The following is a 19,001-nucleotide window of genomic DNA, read 5'->3' on the forward strand; positions in this document are numbered from 1 at the left end:
GAGACGCCGGCGAGAAGGAGAGACATGCGGTTGGGTAGGCGCGCCCTGATGCTGGGCGCGACGGTGGCTGCCACCGCGGTCCTCGCGTCCTGCGCACCCGACAACACCTGGGTCTTCGCCGACGATTCGGCCGCGTGGCCGGGCATGTACGGCGATTCCCGGAACAACTCCTACGCCGATCGCTCCGCCGCGGAGAGCCTGGTCCCGGCGTGGAACCGTCCGCTCGCCGGGCCGAACCTCGCGCAGGCCGCCATCTCGAACCGCGGCGTGGTCTCGGTGACTGCCCGGCCCGAGACCGGGTGCACCACGTTCAGCCTGGAACTGACCGTGGGCCGCAAGACCTACTGCCGCCGTGACGCCCCGGGTGCCGATCTGCAGACGCCGGTGGTCGATCAGTTCGAGTACACCTACCTCGGTGTCCCCGGCTGGCTGTACACCTTCAACCCCGACAACCAGGTGCGCTGGCGTTATCCCACCGCGGGCACCCCGCTGTGGATCAAGCTGGCCGGCGACAACACGGTGCTGGCCGTGACCCACCTCGGCCAGATGGTGCTGGTGAACTCGCACGACGGTGTCGCCGCCGGCGCCTCGATCGGCCTGGTCCCGAAGGTCTCGGCCGACGACAACGGCGGCGGGCTCGCCGACTGCCCGACGAGTGGCCCCGGCTGCCCGGTCTCCGGGCCGCCCGCCGTGGACACCGCCGCCCAGCGCGCCTACATCGTGGTCTCGCCCGCGGGCGCACCGTCGAAGGTGATGGCGGTCGATTACGGCAAGGACGGCGGCTCCCGGCACGATCTGCGCTACGCCTGGGAGCGCAAGGACATCGCCGACGGCGTGATCGGCTCCCCCGCGCTGTCCGCGGACCGTAAGACCCTGTACGTGAATCTGCGCTCGAAGAAGCTCGCCGCGCTGGACGCGCAGACCGGTGCCACCAAGTGGACGCACGATCTGGGGTATCAGACCTCGGTGCCACCCTCGGTCTCCCCCGACGGCACCATCATCCCCGCGGCCCCCGGCCTGCAGCGCACCCCCTTCGTGGCGCTCCAGGACCAGGGCGACGGTGTGCGTGAAGTGTTCAAGCGCACCGATGTCGCGATGGTCTCTCCGGTCACGCAGATCCGCGGCGGCATTGGCTACGCGGTGACCCGCTCGTGGGCGGGCGTGCAGACCAAGCTCGTCGAGTTCCGCACCGACACCGGCACCACGCTGCGCACCTTCGATCTGCCGGACGGCGTCAAGTCCACCTCCGGCGTCTCGATCGGGCCCGACGGTGAGCTGGTGACGGTCGGCAATCAGGGCGAGGTGTACGCCTTCACCTCCGGTCGCCGCACCGGCGACAGCGTCGCCAAGAACTGATCCGCCCACGGGGGTTTAAGCTGGACACATGGTCCGGCAGCCCCTCACCCCCGAACAGATCGCCGCAGGTCGGCGCCTCGGGGCGCGGCTGCGGGAGGCGCGTGGTGCTCGTCGGCTCGACGAGGTGGCCGGCGCTGCCGGGATCTCCCCGGAGACGCTGCGCAAGATCGAGACCGGCCGGATGGCCACCCCCGCCTTCGGCACCGTGGTCGCGCTCGCCGCAGTGCTGGACGAGCCGCTCGCCGCGCTGGCGGAGGAGTACGTGGGCGCGGAGCGGTTCGGCCGCACCGGATAACCCGTGGTATTTTAATACCATGATGGAGCTCAAGACCCCGGCCGAGATCGAGAAGATGCGCACCACGGGCGCATTCATCGCGGAACTGCTGGAGCAGCTCACCACGATGGCCGAACCCGGCATGAATCTCATGGAGCTGGAGTACCGGGCCCGGAAGATGATCGACGACCGCGGCGCACAGTCCTGCTACTGGGACTACGCACCGTCGTTCGGCAGCGGCCCGTTCCGCAACGTCACCTGCCTGTCGGTCAATGACGCCTGCCTGCACGGCCTTCCGCACGAGTACGTCTTCGAGGACGGAGATCTGCTCACCGTGGACATCGCCGTGTCGATCGACGGCTGGGTGGCCGATGCCGCCCGCAGCGTGAGCGTGGGCACCGCCCGCGAGGAGGACACGCGGCTGATCGAGGCCACCCGGGTGGCGCTCGACGCGGCGATCGACGAGATGCGCCCGGGCACCAGGCTCGGCACCGTCTCCGCCGCCATCGGGCAGGTGGCCAAGAAGTACGGCTACCCGGTGAACACCCAGTTCGGCGGGCACGGCCTGGGGCGCACCATGCACGAGGACCCGCACGTGCCGAACGTCGGCAAGCCGCGCAAGGGGATGCTGCTGCAGACCGGCACCACCCTGGCGCTGGAGCCCTGGTTCTGCGCCACCACCGATCAGATCAAGTTCGATGCGGACGGCTGGACGCTGCGTTCCGCCGATGGTTCCCGCGCGGCGCACAGCGAGCACACCGTGGCCATCACCGAAGACGGTCCGCGCATCCTCACCGCCCCGGCTTAGCCACCGCTTTGTCGCAATGGCCGCAACACGGTAAGGAAGGCCGCTGAGGGCATAGCGGGTGTGCAATCCCGCGATACCGTGGCCCGCAATGCGTCCCGCCCGGGCCGCGATCCGAGCCATCAGGAGGCTGCCGATGTCGCGACGAATTCTCTGCCTGATCACCGCACTGTTCATCGTGGCCGGATGCTCGAACAAGGACTCCTCAGCCGGCGATAGCACCCCGGCGAACGCCACCTCGTCGCAGGCGACCCAGGCGAGCACGGGCACGGCGAAGCCCGGGACGGCCACCGCGGCGGGCGGCGCGACGGGCGGCGCGACGGGCGGCGCGGCCCCCGCGCCTCAGACCACGTCGATCAAGACCTGCGACGGCAGCCCGGCCGTGCGGCCGAGCGAACTCGTCCTCGCCTGCGCGGACGCGGGCGCCGTCGTCTCGGGGATCACCTGGGACAGCTGGGCCAACGACACCGCCACCGGTTCCGGCACGCTCACGACGAAGACCTGCGAGCCCGACTGCGCGAGCGGCGGGACCCAGACGCGGACCGTCGGCGTCACGCTGCACACTCCGGTGCGGGACCCGAACGGCGCCTCCCGGTTCACGGTGGCCACCGTCGGATCGAAGGGCGACTTCCAGGACTACACGCTGGGATAGTCAGCGCTGCGCGTCGATCAACACCTTCGCGGCCTGCCGCGCACCGTCGGCCACGCCGTCCGGCCCGAGGATGGCGGCGGTGGCCAGCGCACCCTCGGTGAGCAGGCCGATCTGCACCGCGACGCTGCGCGGCAGTCCGGCATCGGCGACCAATGCGTTGACCTCGTCCTGGTAGCAGGATTTGTTGTGCTGCGCCGCCTGGGCCACCGTCGGTGACGTGGCACCGAGCTCGCCGTAGCTGTTGATGAACGAGCACCCGCGGAAGTCGTTCTCGGCGAACATCTCGTCGAGCCAGTCGAAGACGGCGAGCACCTTCGCCTCGGAGTCGGACGCACGGGCGACGTACTTGTGCAGGCCGTCGGTCCACCGCCGATCGCGGATGGCGAGCACCTCTGCCACGAGCACGTCCTTCGAGGGGAAGAGCTTGTAGATCGCCTTGAGGGAGACGCCTGCGGCGGTGCGGATCTCGTCCATGCCCACGGCCTGTATTCCCTTGCCGTAGAACAGCTTCTCCGCCGCCTCCAGAACGGCGTCACGCTGCAGTTGCGCGTCCATTCGTATCCACCCCTTGCGCGAGAACGATCGTTCCCCTACAGTAGCAGACATCGCTGAGAACGATCGTTCTCAACGTCACCGACAAGGAGGACCCACCATGAGCGTCACCCTCGAGCCCGCCGCCCGCGCCTTCTCCGAGGCCACGGCCAACCCGCCCTACCTGTTCGACCTGGGCCCCGTCGAGGGCCGCGCGACCGTCGACCAGGTGCAGTCCGGTGAGGGCGTCGTCCTCCCCGAGGTCGACGAGGAGTGGATCACCGTGTCCGGCGGCCCCACCGGCGAGGTGCGTACCCGCATCGTGCGTCCGAAGGGCGCGACCGGTGTACTGCCGGTGATCTTCTTCATCCACGGCGCCGGCTGGGTGTTCGGCAACGCCCACACGCACGACCGCCTCGTTCGCGAGCTCGTCGTGGGAACCGGAGCGGCCGCGGTCTTCCCGGAGTACGACCTCTCCCCCGAGGCGCGGTACCCGATCGCGATCGAGCAGAACTACGCGGTGGCGCAGTGGGTCGTGAACTCCGGTGCCGAGAAGAACCTCGACGGCACGCGGATCGCCGTGGCCGGCGATTCGGTGGGCGGCGACATGTCCGCCGTGCTCGCCCTGCAGGCCAAGGCCCGCGGTGACGTGAAGCTGGCCGCACAGGTGCTGCTGTACCCGGTGGTGGACGCGAACTTCGAGACCGCGTCGTATCACGAGTTCGCGGAGGGCTACTTCCTGCGCCGGGATGCCATGCAGTGGTTCTGGGATCAGTACACGACCGACGAGGCCCAGCGCGCCGAGATCTTCGCCTCACCGCTGAACGCGACGATCGAGCAGCTCACCGGCCTGCCGCCGGCCACCGTCATCACCGCCGAGGCCGATGTGCTGCGCGACGGTGGCGAGGCCTACGCCGCCAAGCTCCGTGAGGCCGGCAACGAGGTGACCGCCGTGCGCGTGGGCGGCGTCATCCACGACTTCCTGATGCTCAACGACCTCCGTCCCACCCACGGCGCCCAGGCGGGCATCGATCTCGCTGTGCTCGCCCTGCGCCGCGCGCTCACGGCGTAATCGCGCTCAGCGCCGGAACACCGGCTGCAGCCGGCGCAGTGCCTCTTCGATCTCGGAAGTCGCACCGGCGAAGCTGAGCCGGATGGTGCGATCACCCCGGGCCGTATCGAAATCCAGGCCCGGGGTGATCGCCACCCCCGTCTCGTCGAGCACGGCCGCGCACCACGCGAGGGAATCGTCCGTGAGGTGGCCGATGTCGGCGTAGGCGTAGAACGCACCGTCGGGGGGCGCGAGCTCGGTGACACCGAGGTCCGCGAGCCCGGCGAGCACCAGTTCCCGGTTGCGCGCGTACCCGGCCACATGTGCGTCGAGTTCGGCTCGCGACTCGTCGGAGAAGGCCGCCACTGCCGCGTACTGGCTGATCGCGGGCGGGCAGATGGTCATGTTCGCGGTGAGCCGTTCGACCGGCCGGCGCAGATACTCGGGCAGCAGCATCCAGCCCAGCCGCCACCCGGTCATCGCGAAGTACTTCGACACCGACCCCATCACCACCTGCTCGCGCGAGGTCTCCCACGCGCACGAGGTGGGCCGGCCGTAGCTGATGCCGTGGTAGATCTCATCGGAGATGAGCAGGGTGCCGTGCGCCTCGCACCAGCGCGCCAGATCGGCCAGTTCCGACGGTGCCAGGATCGTCCCGGTCGGGTTCGCGGGGCTGGCCACGATGAGCCCCTTCGGCGGCTCGGGCAGGGCCTCCAGCATCGCGACGGTGGGCTGATAGCGCGTATCCGCGCCGCAATCGAGCTCGACCACGGTGCAGCCCAAGGCCTTCAACGTGTTCCGGTAGGCGGGGTAGCCCGGCCGCGCCATCACCACGGTGTCGCCCGCGTCGAAGGCCGCGAGGAAGACCAGCGTGAAGGCGCCCGACGATCCGGTGGTCACGGCCACCGCCTCCGGCGCCACGTCCACGCCGTAGGTGCGCCCGTAGTGCGCGGCGATGGTCTCCCGCAGCGGCGCGATACCCATCGACTCGGTGTAGCCGAGCGATCCGGCGTCGAGCGCGGCATGCGCGGCTGCGAGCACCGGCTTCGGCGCGCCCGCACTGGGCTGTCCCGCCGCCAGCGAGATCACATCGCCGTGGGTCTCCCGCCGCCGTGCCGCTGCGGCCAGCACGTCCATGACGTGGAACATCTCGACATCGGAGCGGCGCGACTCGTGCATGCGGTCCATCGTGGCATCCCCGGCTGTTCTTCGGACCTCCGCCCGGCACTCACACTTCACCTGGGCGGCCCCACGTATTGGCACGCGCCACATCGAAAGGTCGTAGTGTGCGATCGCATGCGGACCCATACGCCTGGAATCGACCGACGAACAGCGCTCGCGGGGCTCCTCGTCGCCGGCGCCGGAGCGACCCTCGCCGGCTGCGGCGGCGGCAAGGAATCGACCCCCTCCGCCGCCTCGGAGGCCCCGTACCCCGTGGACGGGCGCACCCCGCTGGCCGCCGGTCCCGGCAAGAAATGGGACATCGAGGGCAATGCCCAGCGGTTCACGGGCAACACCTTCGTCAGCCCGATCCCGCAGAACTCCGCCTTCTTCCGCGCCGAGAACCAGGCGCAGCGCCTCGTCCGCGAATCCCGCTTCCGCGACCACTTCGCGCTGCTACCGCACAACAGCATGCACATGACGGTGTTCGAGGGCGTCAACCAGAGCCAGCTGGGTACGCCCGACTGGCCCGCATGGCTCGCCGGAAAAGACATGCAGGCGGCGCACCTCGCGGTTCTCGACGCGGTCTCCCGCGCGAACATCACTGCGCCGCGGCCGATCACGATGCGCGTGGACGGCCTCGTCCAGCCGCTCTCCAAGGGCTTCGGCCTCAAACTCGCGAGCGTCGACGCCGCCACCGAGACCGCTCTGCGCGACTTCCGGCGCCGCATGCAGGACCTGCTGCAGATGTCGACGAAGGGCTTCGACACGTACACCTTTCACTCGACCCTGGGCTATCGGCTGGTCGAGCAGGCCGCCGACGAGAATGCCGAGTCCCAGGCGCTCGAGAAGAAGGTCCTGGAGCTGTTCACCGGCGACGCGGCGACCGTCACAGTGGATCCGGTGGCGATGAACATCTTCGACGATATGCTCGCCTTCCCGCAGCTCCGCGTGCTCTAACGCGTCGGCCGGGTCAGGAACGCGACCACCTCGCGGCCGATCCGCGTGATCACCACCGTGATCGACTGCGATCCCTCGAGTTTGAGCTTCTTGCGCAGCACATCGGGATCGACTCCCGCTCCGCGGGTGAGGATCTCGACGGCGCCCACATCGCGCGCCCGCAGCTCGGCGCGCAGCGATTTCTCGGTGAACTTGAGCCGGTCGAGGATCTCGAAGCCCCGCTCACCGTCGGGCACCGCATCGCCGGTGAGATAGGCGATGTGCGGATCGATCTGCCACAGATCGTGTTTGGCCGCGTAGTGCCGCACCAGGCCGGCCCGGATCACCGCACCGTCGGGCTCGATGAGGAACCGCCCGGGCTCCCCCGGATCCACATCGTGCGGGTCGTTGGAGAAGACCTCGAAGCCGCCGGAACCGCGGAGCACCGTCGCACGGGTGAGCCCGGGGACCGCGACCGGACCCGACCACAGGCAGGCCTCGCGGACACCGCCGTCGAGCGAGACGATCTCCACCTCGCCGTCGAAACCCTTGCGGCGCAATCCCTCGTAGTCGATCCCGGGCGCCGTCTTCACCGCCAGTGACCGGCCCGCGTACGCCGCGCGCAGCTCCGAGAGCGCCGGCGACATCTGCTCCGGATCCACGATCCGCCGGCCGCCCGCGCGCCGTGCCGGATCGGCGATCACCACATCGGCGGTCGAGGACGGGGTGAGCGCATCGGCCACGAAGACCAGGGCGCGCGGCACGTTGTGCTGCGCCATCCGTGCCCGCAACGGGTCGAGATCACTGCCCACCACCCGGGGGCACACCTGCACCAGCGCGTGCAGCTCGGTGCCGATCGAGCACGTGACATCGTGCACCGACAGCCACGCCAAGCGGCGCGCGCGATGCTCGGCCACCGCCGACGGCGTGGCCTGCTGCACCGCCTCATCGGTGAGTAGCCAGCCCGCCACATCGCCGAGCTTGGCCGCGGCGCGGCGGCGCGCGCGGACCTGCTCGATCACCGCCGGGGCGTGCTCGCCCGCGATACCGCGGACCGTGGCCACATCCCCGATCAGCGAGGCATCCGAGAGAGCCAGGCGGTCCGCCGCCGCGAGCGCTGCGGCACCGTCCGGCGTGCGCAGGAAGTCGAGGCCCGCCCTGTCCACCTACTCGGGCTTGGTACCCGTGATCGCCAGGTTGTAGAAGAACTTGCGCGGCACCACGCGGCGCAGCACGTTCTCATCCAACGCCGACAGCTTCTTCCAGCCGCCGAAGGCGAACCCGGCCCAGCCGAAGCCCAGCTTCTCCGGCGGCACGGCCGCCTCGAAGGTGCGCACCGGCCAGCCCAGGAAGGCGGCGGTGAACTCGTCGGTGGTGGCCTCCACGTTCACTGCGCCGGCGCGGGCCGCCATGGCCTCCATCTCGTCCGGGTCGAAGGTGTGGATATCGACCACGGCCTCGAGCGCCGCGGCGCGCGAGGACTCGTCGAGCTCGGCCTGCGGGCGGCGCCAATCGGCGAGGAAGGGCAGCTTCGTGAGGTTGGTGGTGGCCGCCCAGGTGAGGCGTCCCAGCCAGCGTGCGTAGAAATCGCCGATGGTGGTGGGCTCGCCTGCGAAGACGAACCGGCCGCCGGGCTTGAGCACGCGCAGCACCTCGCGCAGCGACTGCTCCACATCGGGGATGTGGTGCAGCACCGCGTGGCCCACCACGAGGTCGAAGGTGTCGTCCTCGTACGGGATGGTCTCGGCGTCGGCCACGCGGCCGTCCACCTGGTGCCCCAGGGCCTCGCCGTTGCGGAGCGCCACCTTCACCATGCCGGGCGAGAGGTCGGTCACCGAACCGGTCTCGGCCACGCCCGCCGACATCAGGTTGAGCAGGAAGAAGCCGGTGCCGCAGCCCAGCTCCAGGGCGCGGCCGTAGGGCTTCTCGTTCTCCCCGCCGGTGGCCGCCTCGAAGCGCTCACGGGCGTAGTCGATGCACCGCTCGTCGAAGCTGATGTGCCACTTCTCGTCGTAGGTCTCGGCCTCCCAGTCGTGGTACAGCACCTGGGCGAGCTTCGTATCGGAGAATGCGGCTTGAACCTCGTCCGCCGTGGCGTGCGGGTTCGGGGCCGGCTGCTGGTCGGTCATACGAGCCTTTCGAAGAATTTCCAGGCAAGGTTACCGCCCGGTCAGGTACGGCCCAAACCGTTCCGCCGGGCGGTCCTCCCCCGCTACTTACCGACGAACTTCGCCTTACCCGGCCCGTTCTCGACGAAGGAGGTCATGCCGATGGTGCGGTCCTCCGTGGCGAACAGGCCGGCGAACAGGTGCCGCTCGATGGCCAGGCCGGTGTTCAGATCCGTGTCCAGGCCCTGATCGATGGCCTGCTTGGCGGCGCGCAGCGCCTGCGAGGCGGCCCCGGTGAACTGCTTCGCCCAGGTCAGGGCGGCGTTGTAGACGTCATCGGGCGCCACCACCTGATCGACCAGGCCGATCTGCAGCGCCTCCTCCGCGTCCACGAAGCGGCCGGTGAAGACCATGTCCTTGGCCTTCGCGGGGCCCACCAGGCGCGCCAGGCGCTGGGTGCCGCCGCCGCCCGGGATCACGCCGAGCAGGATCTCCGGGACGCCCACCTTGGCGTTGTCGCCCACGATGCGGCGATCGGCGCCGAGCGCCACCTCCAGGCCGCCGCCGAGCGCGTAGCCGGTGATGGCCGCGACGGTGGGCTTGGTGATCGACGCGATCGCCGAGAGGCCGCCCTGTAGGCGGGCGATGGCCTCGCTCATATCGGTGTAGCCCATCGCCTGCATCTCCTTGATGTCGGCGCCGGCGGCGAACACCTTGGGACCGCCGTACACCACGACGGCCTTGATGTCGTCGCGCTTGTTGACCTCGGCGGCGAGCGCGATGAGCTCGTCCTGCACCTGCGAGTTGATCGCGTTCATCGGCGGCCGGTTGAGCCGGATGGTGCCGATGCCGGGGTGCTCGTCGCTGGTGTCCAGGGTCACGAATTCAGTCATGCACCGGACGTTACCGTGCCGCTCAATAGTGGGTGGAGCCAGCCGCGTACTCGGCCCAGCCCGGGAACCTGCGGTCGTCCGGGCGTCCCTTGATCATCTCGACGGGGGTCAGGTCAGCGCCCTCCGCGGCCCACCCGAGCGCGTCCTCCGCGGTATCGAAGGGCAGCAACTGGAACAGCTGCGAATAGGTGGGCGCCATCAGCTTGTGCTCGCCCGCCGACCACGCCTCGATCGCGGCGCGCGGGCTCGACCAGCCGGCCGAGACCGCCTCCGTGGTGCGGCAGTCCGCCTCCTGCCCCGCGGGCAGGGCCGCGAGGTAGAACATCGTGTCGTACCGGCGGGGCCGACCGGGCGGTGTGACCCACCGCGACAGCGGCACCAAGGCGTCCGGGTCGAGACGCACACCGCACTCCTCCTGCGTCTCGCGCGCCGCGGTCACCGTGAGGTCGCCGTCGTCACCGGGTTCGATACCGCCGCCGGGGAACACTGTCACGTCCGGCGCGAACTCCATCCCGCTGGCGCGGCGCTGCAGGAAGACCTCCAGGCCCGACGGTGCGGTGCGCAGCAGCACGACGGTGGCCGCCGGCCGGATCGGCACATCGGGAAGATCGCGCCGGTGGTCGGCCCCGTTGCCGCTCATGCCTGCAGCCTCCGCCGACCGGGACGCGAGGCCCGGCGCGCGAAGTACCGGCCGTCCACCTCGTCCAACAGGATGCGCTGGCTGAAGGTCTCCGAGAGCACCTCCGCCGTGAGCACGTCCTCCAGCAGTCCCTGCGCCACCACGCCGCCCTCCTTGAGCAACAGTGCGTGTGTGAAGCCCGGCGGGATCTCCTCCACGTGGTGCGTCACCAGCACGGTGGCCGGGGCGTCGGGATCGTGCGCGAGCGTGTCGAGCCGGGCCACCAGCTCCTCACGGCCACCGAGGTCGAGTCCGGCGGCCGGCTCGTCGAGCAGCATGAGTTCGGGGTCGGTCATCAGCGCGCGGGCGATGAGCACCCGCTTGCGCTCCCCCTCGGACAGCGTCCCGAACCGCCGGTTCGCCAGGTGCTCGGCGCCCATCGATTCCAGGACGTCGACGGCGCGGCCGATGTCGACCTCGTCGTACTTCTCCCGCCAGCGTCCGAGGACGGCGTACCCGGCGGAGACCACGAGGTCGGTCACCAGCTCGTCGTCGGGGACGCGCTGCGCGAGCGCGGCCGAGCACACGCCGATCCGGGCGGTGAGGTCCTGCACCACCGTCTTGCCCAGCACCTCGCCGAGGATGTGCGCGGTGCCCGCGGTCGGGAAGACCTGCGCCGACGCGAGCCGCATCAGGGAGGTCTTGCCGGCGCCGTTGGGCCCGATCACCACCCAGCGCTCGTCGAGTTCGACGCGCCAGTCGATCGGCCCCACCAGCGTGCGGCCGTCTCGCGTGAGCGAGACATCGGTGAAGTCGATCAGCAGGTCCTGATCGGGAACGGAGTCTGCGGCGGTGGCGGCGAATGCGGTGGGGTCGGACACATCTCCATCCTGCCCCACGGCCGCCGCCCCGGACGGGCAGGATGGTGCCGTGTCCACCGACCAACACCCGTCCCCCGGCGCGCACACCCCGCTGGGCGCCACCCCGCAGCCCGGCGGCGTGAACTTCGCCGTCCACGCACCCGACGCCACCGACGTCTGGGTCTGCCTGATCGACGACGACGGTGCCGAACAGCGCCTGCGCCTCCCCGCGCAGACCGCGGGCATCCACCACGGTTTCGTCGCGGGCATCGGCGAGGGCGCGCAGTACTGCCTGCGCGCGGCCGGACCGTGGGAGCCCGAACACGGACGGCGATTCAACGAGCACAAGGCGCTCATCGATCCGTACGCCCGCCGGATCAGCGGCCCGCTCGGTGACGCCGCGGCGCTGCTCCCCCACGATGCGGACGGCGCACCGTCGAAGGTCGACTCGCTGCCCGACATCCCGCGATCCGTGGTCACGGGCACCCCGACGCCGCCCGAGGGTGGACCGCGCGTGCCCTGGGACCGGACCGTGATCTGCGAGGTGCACGTGGGCTCGTACACCGCACGGCACCCGGGCGTCCCCGAGGAGTTGCGCGGCACCTACCTCGGCCTCGCCCAGCCCGCGGTGCTCGATCACCTCCGGCGGATCGGCGTGACCGCCCTCGAGCTGCTGCCGGTCCAGGCCTGCCTCACCGAGCCCGGCGTCCGGGCACGGGGCATGCGCAACCACTGGGGTTACTCGACGGGCGCCTACTTCGCCCCGGATCCGCGGTTCGCCGCCGAACCGGGCCGGGAGGTCGAGGAGTTCGCGGCCATGGTCTCCGCAGTGCACGCGGCCGGCCTCGAGGTGCTGCTGGACGTGGTCTACAACCACACGGCCGAGTCCTCGGCCGACGGCCCGTCGCTGTCCTGGCGCGGCCTCGACGCCCCCGGGTACTACCTGCTGGACAGCGGCGAGGACCTCGACTACACCGGCTGCGGCAACACCGTGGACTGCGCCTCCCCGCCCGCACTGCGGATGGTGCTCGACAGCCTCCGGTACTGGTCGGAGTCGTTGGGCGTGGACGGTTTCCGGTTCGATCTCGCCAGCGTGCTGGGCCGGGGCCGCACGGCGACGGGGCCGCAGGGTCCGGCGATCCCGTTCGATCACCGCGCGCCGCTGCTGTCCGCGATCGCCGCCGATCCGGTGCTGGCCACGCGCAAACTGATCGCCGAGCCCTGGGACGCCACCGGCGAGGGCTACCGGGTGGGCGGCTTCCCGCCGGTGTGGGCGGAGTGGAACGACCGCTACCGGGACACGGTGCGCGCCTTCTTCGCCGGCGGTGCCACCGTGGGCGATCTCGCGTCGCGGGTGTCCGGCAGCCAGGATCTGTTCGGGGCGCCCGGCCGCACGCCCTTCTCGTCGATAAACTTCGTCACCGCCCACGACGGTTTCACCGCCCGCGATCTGGTCTCCTACGAGCGCAAGCACAACGAGGCGAACGGCGAGAACGACCGCGACGGCACCGACAACAACCACTCGGTGAACCACGGCTTCGAGGGCGGCACCACCGATCCGGTGATCCTCGCGGCGCGGGCCCGGCACGTGCGCGCCCTGCTGGCCACGCTGCTGCTGTCCACGGGCACCCCCATGCTGCTCGGCGGCGACGAGATGGGGCACACCCAGTACGGCAACAACAACGCCTACTGCGTGCCCGAGGACGCCGCCGCGGCCGATGCCTACGCGCTGGACTGGGACTCCGCCGATACCGATCTGACCGCCTTCGTGACGCGGGCGGCGGCGGTCCGCCGGGCCACGCCGGTGCTGCGGCAGCACGAGTTCTTCGATGGAAGGCTCACGCGCAGCGGCGAACCCGACCTCGCGTGGTTCGGTGCCGACGGTGCGCAGATGGCCGGTGACGCCTGGCAGTCGCCCGACGTGCGCACGCTGCAGGCCTGGGTGGACGGCTCCGATGTCCGCTCCCCCAGCCATGACCGCGCGATCCCCGACAAGGACGCGCTCATCGTGTGGCACTCCGGCGACGAGACCACCACGGTCACGCTCGGCGCGCCCGCATCGTGCGCACACGGCTGGGAACTGGTCGTGGACAGCACCCAGCCGACCGGAGAACCGTCCGGCGAATCCCGGTTCGGGGCACGCGCCGAGGTCACGCTCACCGGCCCGACGGTGCTGGTCTTCCAGGAGGCCTAACGGGCAGCGGGCCCTGCCGCTAGGCCAGGGGGACGCGCCGCACGTGGCCGTCGACGGCGTCGGCCGCCTCGATCTCGTCGCGGGTCACGCCGAGCACGAACAGCACCGCATCCAGGTACGGGTGCGAGAGCGCGGTGTCGGCCACCTCGCGGAGCGCGGGCTTGGCGTTGAAGGCCACGCCCAGTCCGGCGGCGGCCAGCATGTCGATGTCGTTGGCGCCGTCGCCCACCGCGACGGTCTGGTCGACCGGCACGCCGAAGGCCGCGGCGAACTCACCGAGCGCGCGCGCCTTGCCGGGGCGGTCGACGACCTCGCCGATCACGCGGCCGGTGAGCACCCCGTCGACGATCTCCAGCGTGTTCGCGCGCACGAAGTCGAGTTCGAGTTCCGCCGCGAGCGGCTCGATCACCGCGGTGAAGCCGCCGGAGACCACGCCGCAGCGATAGCCGAGCCGCTTGAGGGTCCGGATGGTGGTGCGGGCACCGGGAGTGAGCTGCAGCTCAGCCGCCACCTCATCGATCACCGAGGCCGGCAGCCCCTCCAGGGCCTTCACTCGGGCGTGCAGCGACTGCTCGAAATCGAGTTCACCGCGCATCGCCGCCTCGGTCACGGCGGCCACCTCGGCCTCCTTGCCGGCGCGGGCGGCGAGCATCTCGATCACCTCGCCCTGCACCAGCGTGGAATCGACGTCGAAGCAGATCAGCCGCTTCGAGCGGCGCGCGATGCCCGCGCGCGAGATGGCGATGTCGACGCCCTGCTCCTTCGAGACCGCGGCGAGATCGGCACGCAGACGGGTGTCGCCGGTGGCCTCGTCGGGAACCGTGACCAGCAGCTCCAGCGCCGTCACCGGGTAGTCCGCGATCCCGGAGATGGACTCGATGTTCACATTGCCCGCGGCCAGCGTCGAGGCCACCGCGGACAGGGCCCGGGCGGTGATCGGCGCGCCGAGCAGCACCACGGCGTGGGTCGCCACCCGCGGGCGCGGGGGCTGCTCGCCGGAGATCTCGACCGCCACGTCCATGCCGACGGTGGCCATGGACTGCTCGACCAGTTCCTGCACGTGCTCGGGGTCGCCGTCGACGGACGCCAGGACGCCCAGGGTCAACCGGCCGCGGATCACCGTCTGCTCCACGTCCAGGATGCTGACCGCGTTTCGGGCCAGGACCCCGAACAGGACGGAGCTCACGCCGGGCTTGTCGCCGCCGGTCACGGTGATGAGGATCGTGGGAGCCGTGGAATCGTGCACGCGAGAAGCGTAGACGGCGCCGTCGAGGACGACGCTCACGAGGTCTTCAGGTCCAGCCATACGAGCCGGTGATCGGAGCTCGTCTTGGGCGGCATCAGCTCGGCGGCGGGCTGTCCGGGTGCGGGCCAGAAGACGCCGGTCCCGGCCACCGTGAGGTCCTTCGACGGGAGCACGTAGTCCACGCGCAGGTTGCCGGGCGTGGGCTTGCTGAAGTCGGCGGTGTCGTACCGCGACGGGGTCCGGTGGTTCGAGCCCTCCCCGGCCTTCTCCGCGCCCTCGGAGGTGGGCCGGGGGTCCTGGGTGAGGCTCAGTACCTGCGCGATCGCACCGGGCACCGAATCGCCGTCGTCGGGGTCGCTGTTCTGATCACCCAGCAGCACGAAGGACTCGCCCGCCGGGAGGCCGCCGCGCTGCCCCTTGTCGTCGTAGAGGTAGGAGGCGCGGTCGCCGCCGGCGAGGTAGTCGGCGGACAGCCGGATCTCGTCGAAGTTGCGGCGGCCGTTGCGGTCCTCGGGACCGTCGAAGGACGGTGGCGTGGGGTGCGAGACCCACAGGTGGATCGTCTTCCCGTCAACGGTGATCGGCACGTCGGCGTGCGTCTTGGAGGACAGCCGCAGGATGTCGGCGTTGGCACCGTAGTAGTCGCGGGGCAGCATGCTGCCGGGCTGGTCCTTCCAGAGGAAGTTCTGGAAGGTGCGGATCGACGGGGTGTCGATGGGGAACTTCGAGAGCACCAGCAGGCCGTACTGTCCGGGGAACTGGCCGAAGCCGTAGGCGTCGTCGGGCCCGTCGGTCCGGCCGTCGCCGTTCAGGTCGCGGCCCGACGGTACGCCGGTGTTGACCGGGGGCGACCAGGCGTACGGGTACTCGACGGCGCGCTGCCCGTTCTGCGCCACCTGCAGGTAGTTGCTGCGGAACAGGTCGGCCGCGGCGTTGTCGGCGTAGTAGTCGAATTCGTTGATCAACAGCACGTCGGGGTTGGTGCGCTGGATGATCTCGGCGATCACCTGGGCCTGCCGATTGCCCGGGGTGCTCAGGTCGCTGCGCAGCTCGCCGGGCTTGGTGCGGTTCAGGCTGGCGTTGAAGGTCGCGATCCGCACCGTGCCGTCGCTGCGCGCGCTCGCGGACGACGACGGTGCGCCGGCGGCACCGTCGGAACCGGAGCCGCAGGCGGCGACCAGGGACGTGACGGCGAGGACGGCGAGAAGCTTCTGCATGCGCACGATGCGGACGCTAGCGGCACCGGGTGACACGTGGGTGGCGTCCGCGGAAACGCCGAACGGCGCCTCCCTCGCGGGAGACGCCGTTCGTCGAGTGCGTGGGGCTAGATGTCGCCCTTGCCGCTGCTGACACGCTCGGTGTCGACCTCGGACGAGTGGCCCGGGCCCATGTGGGCCTCGGAGCGCATCCGCTCGATCATGTGCGGGTAGTGCAGCTCGAACGCCGGGCGCTCCGAACGGATCCGGGGCAGCTCGGTGAAGTTGTGCCGCGGCGGCGGGCAGCTGGTGGCCCACTCGAGGCTGTTGCCGAAGCCCCACGGGTCGTCGACCGTGACGACCTCGCCGTAGCGGTAGCTCTTGAACACGTTCCACACGAAGGGCAGCGTCGAGGCGCCCAGGATGAACGCGCCCACCGTCGAGATCTGGTTCAGCGTGGTGAAACCGTCGCTGGCCAGGTAGTCGGCGTAGCGGCGCGGCATGCCCTCGGCGCCCAGCCAGTGCTGCACCAGGAAGGTCATGTGGAAGCCGATGAAGGTGAGCCAGAAGTGCCAGCGGCCGAGGCCCTCGTCCAGCAGGCGGCCCGTCATCTTCGGGAACCAGAAGTAGATACCGGCGTAGGTCGCGAAAACGATGGTGCCGAAGAGCACGTAGTGGAAGTGCGCCACCACGAAGTAGGTGTCGGACACCGCGAAGTCGAGCGGCGGCGAGGCCAGCAGCACACCGGTCAGACCACCGAAGAGGAAGGTCACGACGAAGCCGATCGAGAAGAGCATCGGCGATTCGAACGTTATCTGCCCCTTCCACATCGTGAAAATCCAGTTGAAGAATTTCACGCCCGTTGGCACGGCGATGAGGAAGGTCATGAAGCTGAAGAAGGGCAGCAGCACGGCGCCGGTGGCGTACATGTGGTGGGCCCACACGGCCACGGACAGGGCGGCGATCGCGAGCGTGGCCAGCACCAGGCCGCTGTAGCCGAAGATCGGCTTGCGGCTGAACACCGGGAAGATCTCCGAGACGATGCCGAAGAAGGGCAGCGCGATGATGTACACCTCGGGGTGACCGAAGAACCAGAACAGGTGCTGCCACAGGATGACGCCGCCGTTGGCGGGGTCGTAGATGTGCGCACCGAACTGGCGGTCGGCCTCCAGGCCCATCAGCGCCGCGGTCAGCAGCGGGAAGGCCAGCAGGATCAGGATCGAGGTCACCAGGATGTTCCAGGTGAAGATCGGCATGCGGAACATCGTCATGCCGGGGGCGCGCATGCAGACCACGGTGGTCACCATGTTGACGGCGCCGAGGATGGTGCCGAGACCACCGACGGCGAGGCCCATGATCCACAGGTCGGCACCGGGGCCGGGCGAGTGCAGCGCATCGGTCAGCGGGGTGTACGCGGTCCAGCCGAAGTCGGCGGCGCCACCCGGGGTGATGAAGCCGGAGATCACCATGATCGCGCCGAACACGAACAGCCAGTAGCCGAACGCGTTGAGACGCGGGAAGGCCACGTCGGGCGCGCCGATCTGCAGCGGCAGCACGAAGTTGGCGAAGCCGATCACGATCGGCGTCGCGTACAGCAGCAGCATCACGGTGCCGTGCATGGTGAACAGCTGGTTGAACTGCTCGGTGGAGAGGAACTGCAGGCCGGGCGCGGCGAGCTCGGCGCGCATCAGCAGGGCCATGAGGCCACCGATGAGGAAGAACGCGAAGCACGTGACGATGTACATGATGCCCAGCGTCTTGTGATCGGTCGTCGTCACCAGCTTGTAGATGAACGACCCCTTGGGCCCGGTCCGCTGCGGATACGGACGCTCGGCGGTCACCTCGACTGCCGGACGATGCGCTTGCGCGGTCACAAATCCTCCTGCCCTGGGCCGGTCGGCACCGCGGCTGTCGGTACCGGCCTGAAGCCTCTTCATTCAGGTCTATCGCGGGACGTTCGCTCACGGCGGACGCCACGCTTCGTGGGTAAGCGTAGCCCCTCGCCCCCGCACTTGTCCCCGCGGTCCTACTCTGCGTCGTACTCGCGTCGCGGGACGGGGGAACCGGCCTGCTCCTGCTAGCGTGGCGCTGATTCGGGACGACAGGTGAGGACGGTGCCGTGAGCAGGGCGAGTAGTTCGATGCGGATGGTCGCGATCGCGGCGGTCGCGGTGGCCGGACTGACCGCGTGCGGCGGCAACGAGCCGATCCAGCAGCCCTTCGCGTCGATCGCGACGACCACCACCCGGCTCGCTTCGGCCAACATCATCGGCCTCGACCGCAAGCCCGACCAGGCGTGCGCGGCGCCGCTGGCGGGCACCGCGGCCCCGGCCACGATCGTGGTCACCGACCCCGACCTCCTGGACGGGCTGTGCGCCCTCGGCCTGCAGAACCGCGTGAAGGCGGTCGGCGGCGCGGTCCCGTCGTACCTGGGCGGCGCCCTGGCTAAGGTCCCGCAGCTGGGTGACGGCGCGCAGGCCGATCTCGTGATCGGCACCGATCGCTCGGCGGACGCTAACCGTCGGGCGGGCCGCCCGGTGATCGTGCCCTCCCCCGGCGCCGATTGGCGGCGCAGCTTCCTCGCGCTCGCGGACGCGGTGCGCCTGCCCGCGGAGGCGCGGGGCGTGCTGGACCGCTATCAGAAGGACGTGGCCGAGGCCGTGCCGAAGGTCGACGGCATCCACAACGTGGTCTCGCTGGTGCGGTTCACGGCCGACAAGCGGGCTCTCGCCGAGGGGACGGCGCCGCTGGCGGCGCAGGTCCTGGCGGAGCTCCAGGTCGCGCGGCCCGAACCGCAGCGCAAGGCCGAACCCGTCCTCATGCGCGACGGTGACTACTCGGCCGCCGAGGGCGACCTCATCTACGTGGGCTACCAGGGCGACCAGGGACGCGACTTCGGTATGTCGGCGATGACCTCGTCGAGCTGGAAGGACCTGCGCGCGGTGACCGCGAAGCGGCAGCTGCTCGTCGAGGACTCGTCCTGGTTCTCGGCCGGCGGCCCGGTGGCCGCCGGGATCGTGGTGCACGACGTCACGAACACCATCAAAGCGTCGTCCTGACGCCGCGACTCGTCACACTTTCACCGTGACGCGCCTCACACGGGTGCGCTAAAACCCC

Annotated in this window: 18 protein-coding genes; 8 read left to right on the forward strand and 10 right to left on the reverse strand. The window is 70.3% G+C overall.

Annotated elements, in window-relative coordinates:
- Window positions 1-24 precede the first annotated feature (24 nt).
- The 4 genes from TTY48_RS02925 to TTY48_RS02940 all read left to right on the forward strand — a co-directional run bounded on the left by TTY48_RS02925 (window position 25) and on the right by TTY48_RS02940 (window position 3,087).
- Complete coding sequence (locus tag TTY48_RS02925; RefSeq protein WP_220656085.1) at window positions 25-1,356, forward strand: PQQ-binding-like beta-propeller repeat protein; 1,332 nt, start codon at window positions 25-27, stop codon at window positions 1,354-1,356.
- Window positions 1,357-1,384: 28 nt separating this feature from the next.
- Window positions 1,385-1,651 (forward strand): helix-turn-helix domain-containing protein, encoded by a 267-nt coding sequence (locus TTY48_RS02930; protein ID WP_220656086.1) that lies wholly within the window; start codon window positions 1,385-1,387, stop codon window positions 1,649-1,651.
- A gap of 19 nt (window positions 1,652-1,670) precedes the next feature.
- The gene (gene map / locus TTY48_RS02935; protein ID WP_220656087.1) at window positions 1,671-2,438 is read left to right on the forward strand and encodes a type I methionyl aminopeptidase; all 768 of its coding nucleotides are present in this window, start codon (window positions 1,671-1,673) and stop codon (window positions 2,436-2,438) included.
- Between the two features lie 133 nt (window positions 2,439-2,571).
- Window positions 2,572-3,087: a hypothetical protein gene (locus TTY48_RS02940; RefSeq protein WP_220656088.1), complete on the forward strand. Its 516-nt coding sequence runs from the start codon at window positions 2,572-2,574 to the stop codon at window positions 3,085-3,087.
- On the opposite strand, the gene TTY48_RS02945 is transcribed toward TTY48_RS02940, so the two are convergent.
- A complete protein-coding gene (locus TTY48_RS02945; protein WP_220656089.1) occupies window positions 3,088-3,642 on the reverse strand; it encodes a TetR/AcrR family transcriptional regulator in 555 nt (184 codons plus the stop codon). It abuts the gene before it with no gap.
- Between the two features lie 97 nt (window positions 3,643-3,739).
- Here TTY48_RS02945 and TTY48_RS02950 point away from each other — a divergent pair, with 97 nt between their 5' ends.
- Window positions 3,740-4,690, forward strand: a complete 951-nt coding sequence (locus TTY48_RS02950) for an alpha/beta hydrolase (protein WP_220656090.1) — start codon at window positions 3,740-3,742, stop codon at window positions 4,688-4,690.
- Window positions 4,691-4,696: 6 nt separating this feature from the next.
- Here TTY48_RS02950 and TTY48_RS02955 read toward each other — a convergent pair whose 3' ends face one another.
- On the reverse strand, window positions 4,697-5,857 hold the full coding sequence (locus TTY48_RS02955) for a pyridoxal phosphate-dependent aminotransferase (protein WP_220656091.1): 1,161 nt from the start codon (window positions 5,855-5,857) through the stop codon (window positions 4,697-4,699).
- Between the two features lie 108 nt (window positions 5,858-5,965).
- On the opposite strand from TTY48_RS02955, the gene TTY48_RS02960 reads away from it, so the two are divergent.
- Window positions 5,966-6,790 (forward strand): DUF1868 domain-containing protein, encoded by an 825-nt coding sequence (locus tag TTY48_RS02960; RefSeq protein WP_220656092.1) that lies wholly within the window; start codon window positions 5,966-5,968, stop codon window positions 6,788-6,790.
- On the opposite strand, the gene TTY48_RS02965 is transcribed toward TTY48_RS02960, so the two are convergent.
- The 5 genes from TTY48_RS02965 to TTY48_RS02985 all read right to left on the reverse strand — a co-directional run bounded on the left by TTY48_RS02965 (window position 6,787) and on the right by TTY48_RS02985 (window position 11,270).
- On the reverse strand, window positions 6,787-7,935 hold the full coding sequence (locus TTY48_RS02965) for a class I SAM-dependent methyltransferase (RefSeq protein WP_220656093.1): 1,149 nt from the start codon (window positions 7,933-7,935) through the stop codon (window positions 6,787-6,789). The two genes, TTY48_RS02960 and TTY48_RS02965, sit on opposite strands and share 4 nt — an antisense overlap.
- On the reverse strand, window positions 7,936-8,898 hold the full coding sequence (locus TTY48_RS02970) for a class I SAM-dependent methyltransferase (RefSeq protein ID WP_220656094.1): 963 nt from the start codon (window positions 8,896-8,898) through the stop codon (window positions 7,936-7,938).
- Between the two features lie 83 nt (window positions 8,899-8,981).
- The gene (locus tag TTY48_RS02975; protein ID WP_220656095.1) at window positions 8,982-9,770 is read right to left on the reverse strand and encodes an enoyl-CoA hydratase/isomerase family protein; all 789 of its coding nucleotides are present in this window, start codon (window positions 9,768-9,770) and stop codon (window positions 8,982-8,984) included.
- A 22-nt stretch (window positions 9,771-9,792) separates the two neighbouring features.
- Window positions 9,793-10,410 carry an NUDIX domain-containing protein gene (locus TTY48_RS02980; protein WP_220656096.1) on the reverse strand — a complete coding sequence of 206 codons (618 nt, stop codon included), beginning with the start codon at window positions 10,408-10,410 and terminating at the stop codon, window positions 9,793-9,795.
- Complete coding sequence (locus TTY48_RS02985; protein ID WP_220656097.1) at window positions 10,407-11,270, reverse strand: ABC transporter ATP-binding protein; 864 nt, start codon at window positions 11,268-11,270, stop codon at window positions 10,407-10,409. Before TTY48_RS02985 ends, TTY48_RS02980 begins: the two co-directional genes overlap by 4 nt.
- 49 nt (window positions 11,271-11,319) lie before the next feature.
- Here TTY48_RS02985 and glgX point away from each other — a divergent pair, with 49 nt between their 5' ends.
- Window positions 11,320-13,443, forward strand: coding sequence for a glycogen debranching protein GlgX (gene glgX, locus TTY48_RS02990; protein WP_220656098.1), 2,124 nt, complete (start codon window positions 11,320-11,322; stop codon window positions 13,441-13,443).
- A 19-nt stretch (window positions 13,444-13,462) separates the two neighbouring features.
- Here glgX and serB read toward each other — a convergent pair whose 3' ends face one another.
- The 3 genes from serB to ctaD form a co-directional block, all read right to left on the reverse strand.
- Entirely contained in the window at window positions 13,463-14,749 is a 1,287-nt protein-coding gene (serB, locus tag TTY48_RS02995) for a phosphoserine phosphatase SerB (protein ID WP_374758676.1), read from the reverse strand.
- Window positions 14,725-15,906 carry an endonuclease/exonuclease/phosphatase family protein gene (locus tag TTY48_RS03000; protein WP_220658421.1) on the reverse strand — a complete coding sequence of 394 codons (1,182 nt, stop codon included), beginning with the start codon at window positions 15,904-15,906 and terminating at the stop codon, window positions 14,725-14,727. The genes serB and TTY48_RS03000 overlap by 25 nt, the downstream gene beginning before the upstream one ends.
- Before the next feature lie 107 nt (window positions 15,907-16,013).
- A complete protein-coding gene (ctaD, locus tag TTY48_RS03005; protein WP_255585474.1) occupies window positions 16,014-17,759 on the reverse strand; it encodes a cytochrome c oxidase subunit I in 1,746 nt (581 codons plus the stop codon).
- A 245-nt stretch (window positions 17,760-18,004) separates the two neighbouring features.
- Here ctaD and TTY48_RS03010 point away from each other — a divergent pair, with 245 nt between their 5' ends.
- The gene (locus tag TTY48_RS03010) at window positions 18,005-18,943 is read left to right on the forward strand and encodes an ABC transporter substrate-binding protein (protein ID WP_220656100.1); all 939 of its coding nucleotides are present in this window, start codon (window positions 18,005-18,007) and stop codon (window positions 18,941-18,943) included.
- Window positions 18,944-19,001 lie beyond the last annotated feature (58 nt).

This window comes from Tsukamurella sp. TY48 (assembly GCF_019656655.1).
GTDB lineage: Bacteria > Actinomycetota > Actinomycetes > Mycobacteriales > Mycobacteriaceae > Tsukamurella > Tsukamurella strandjordii.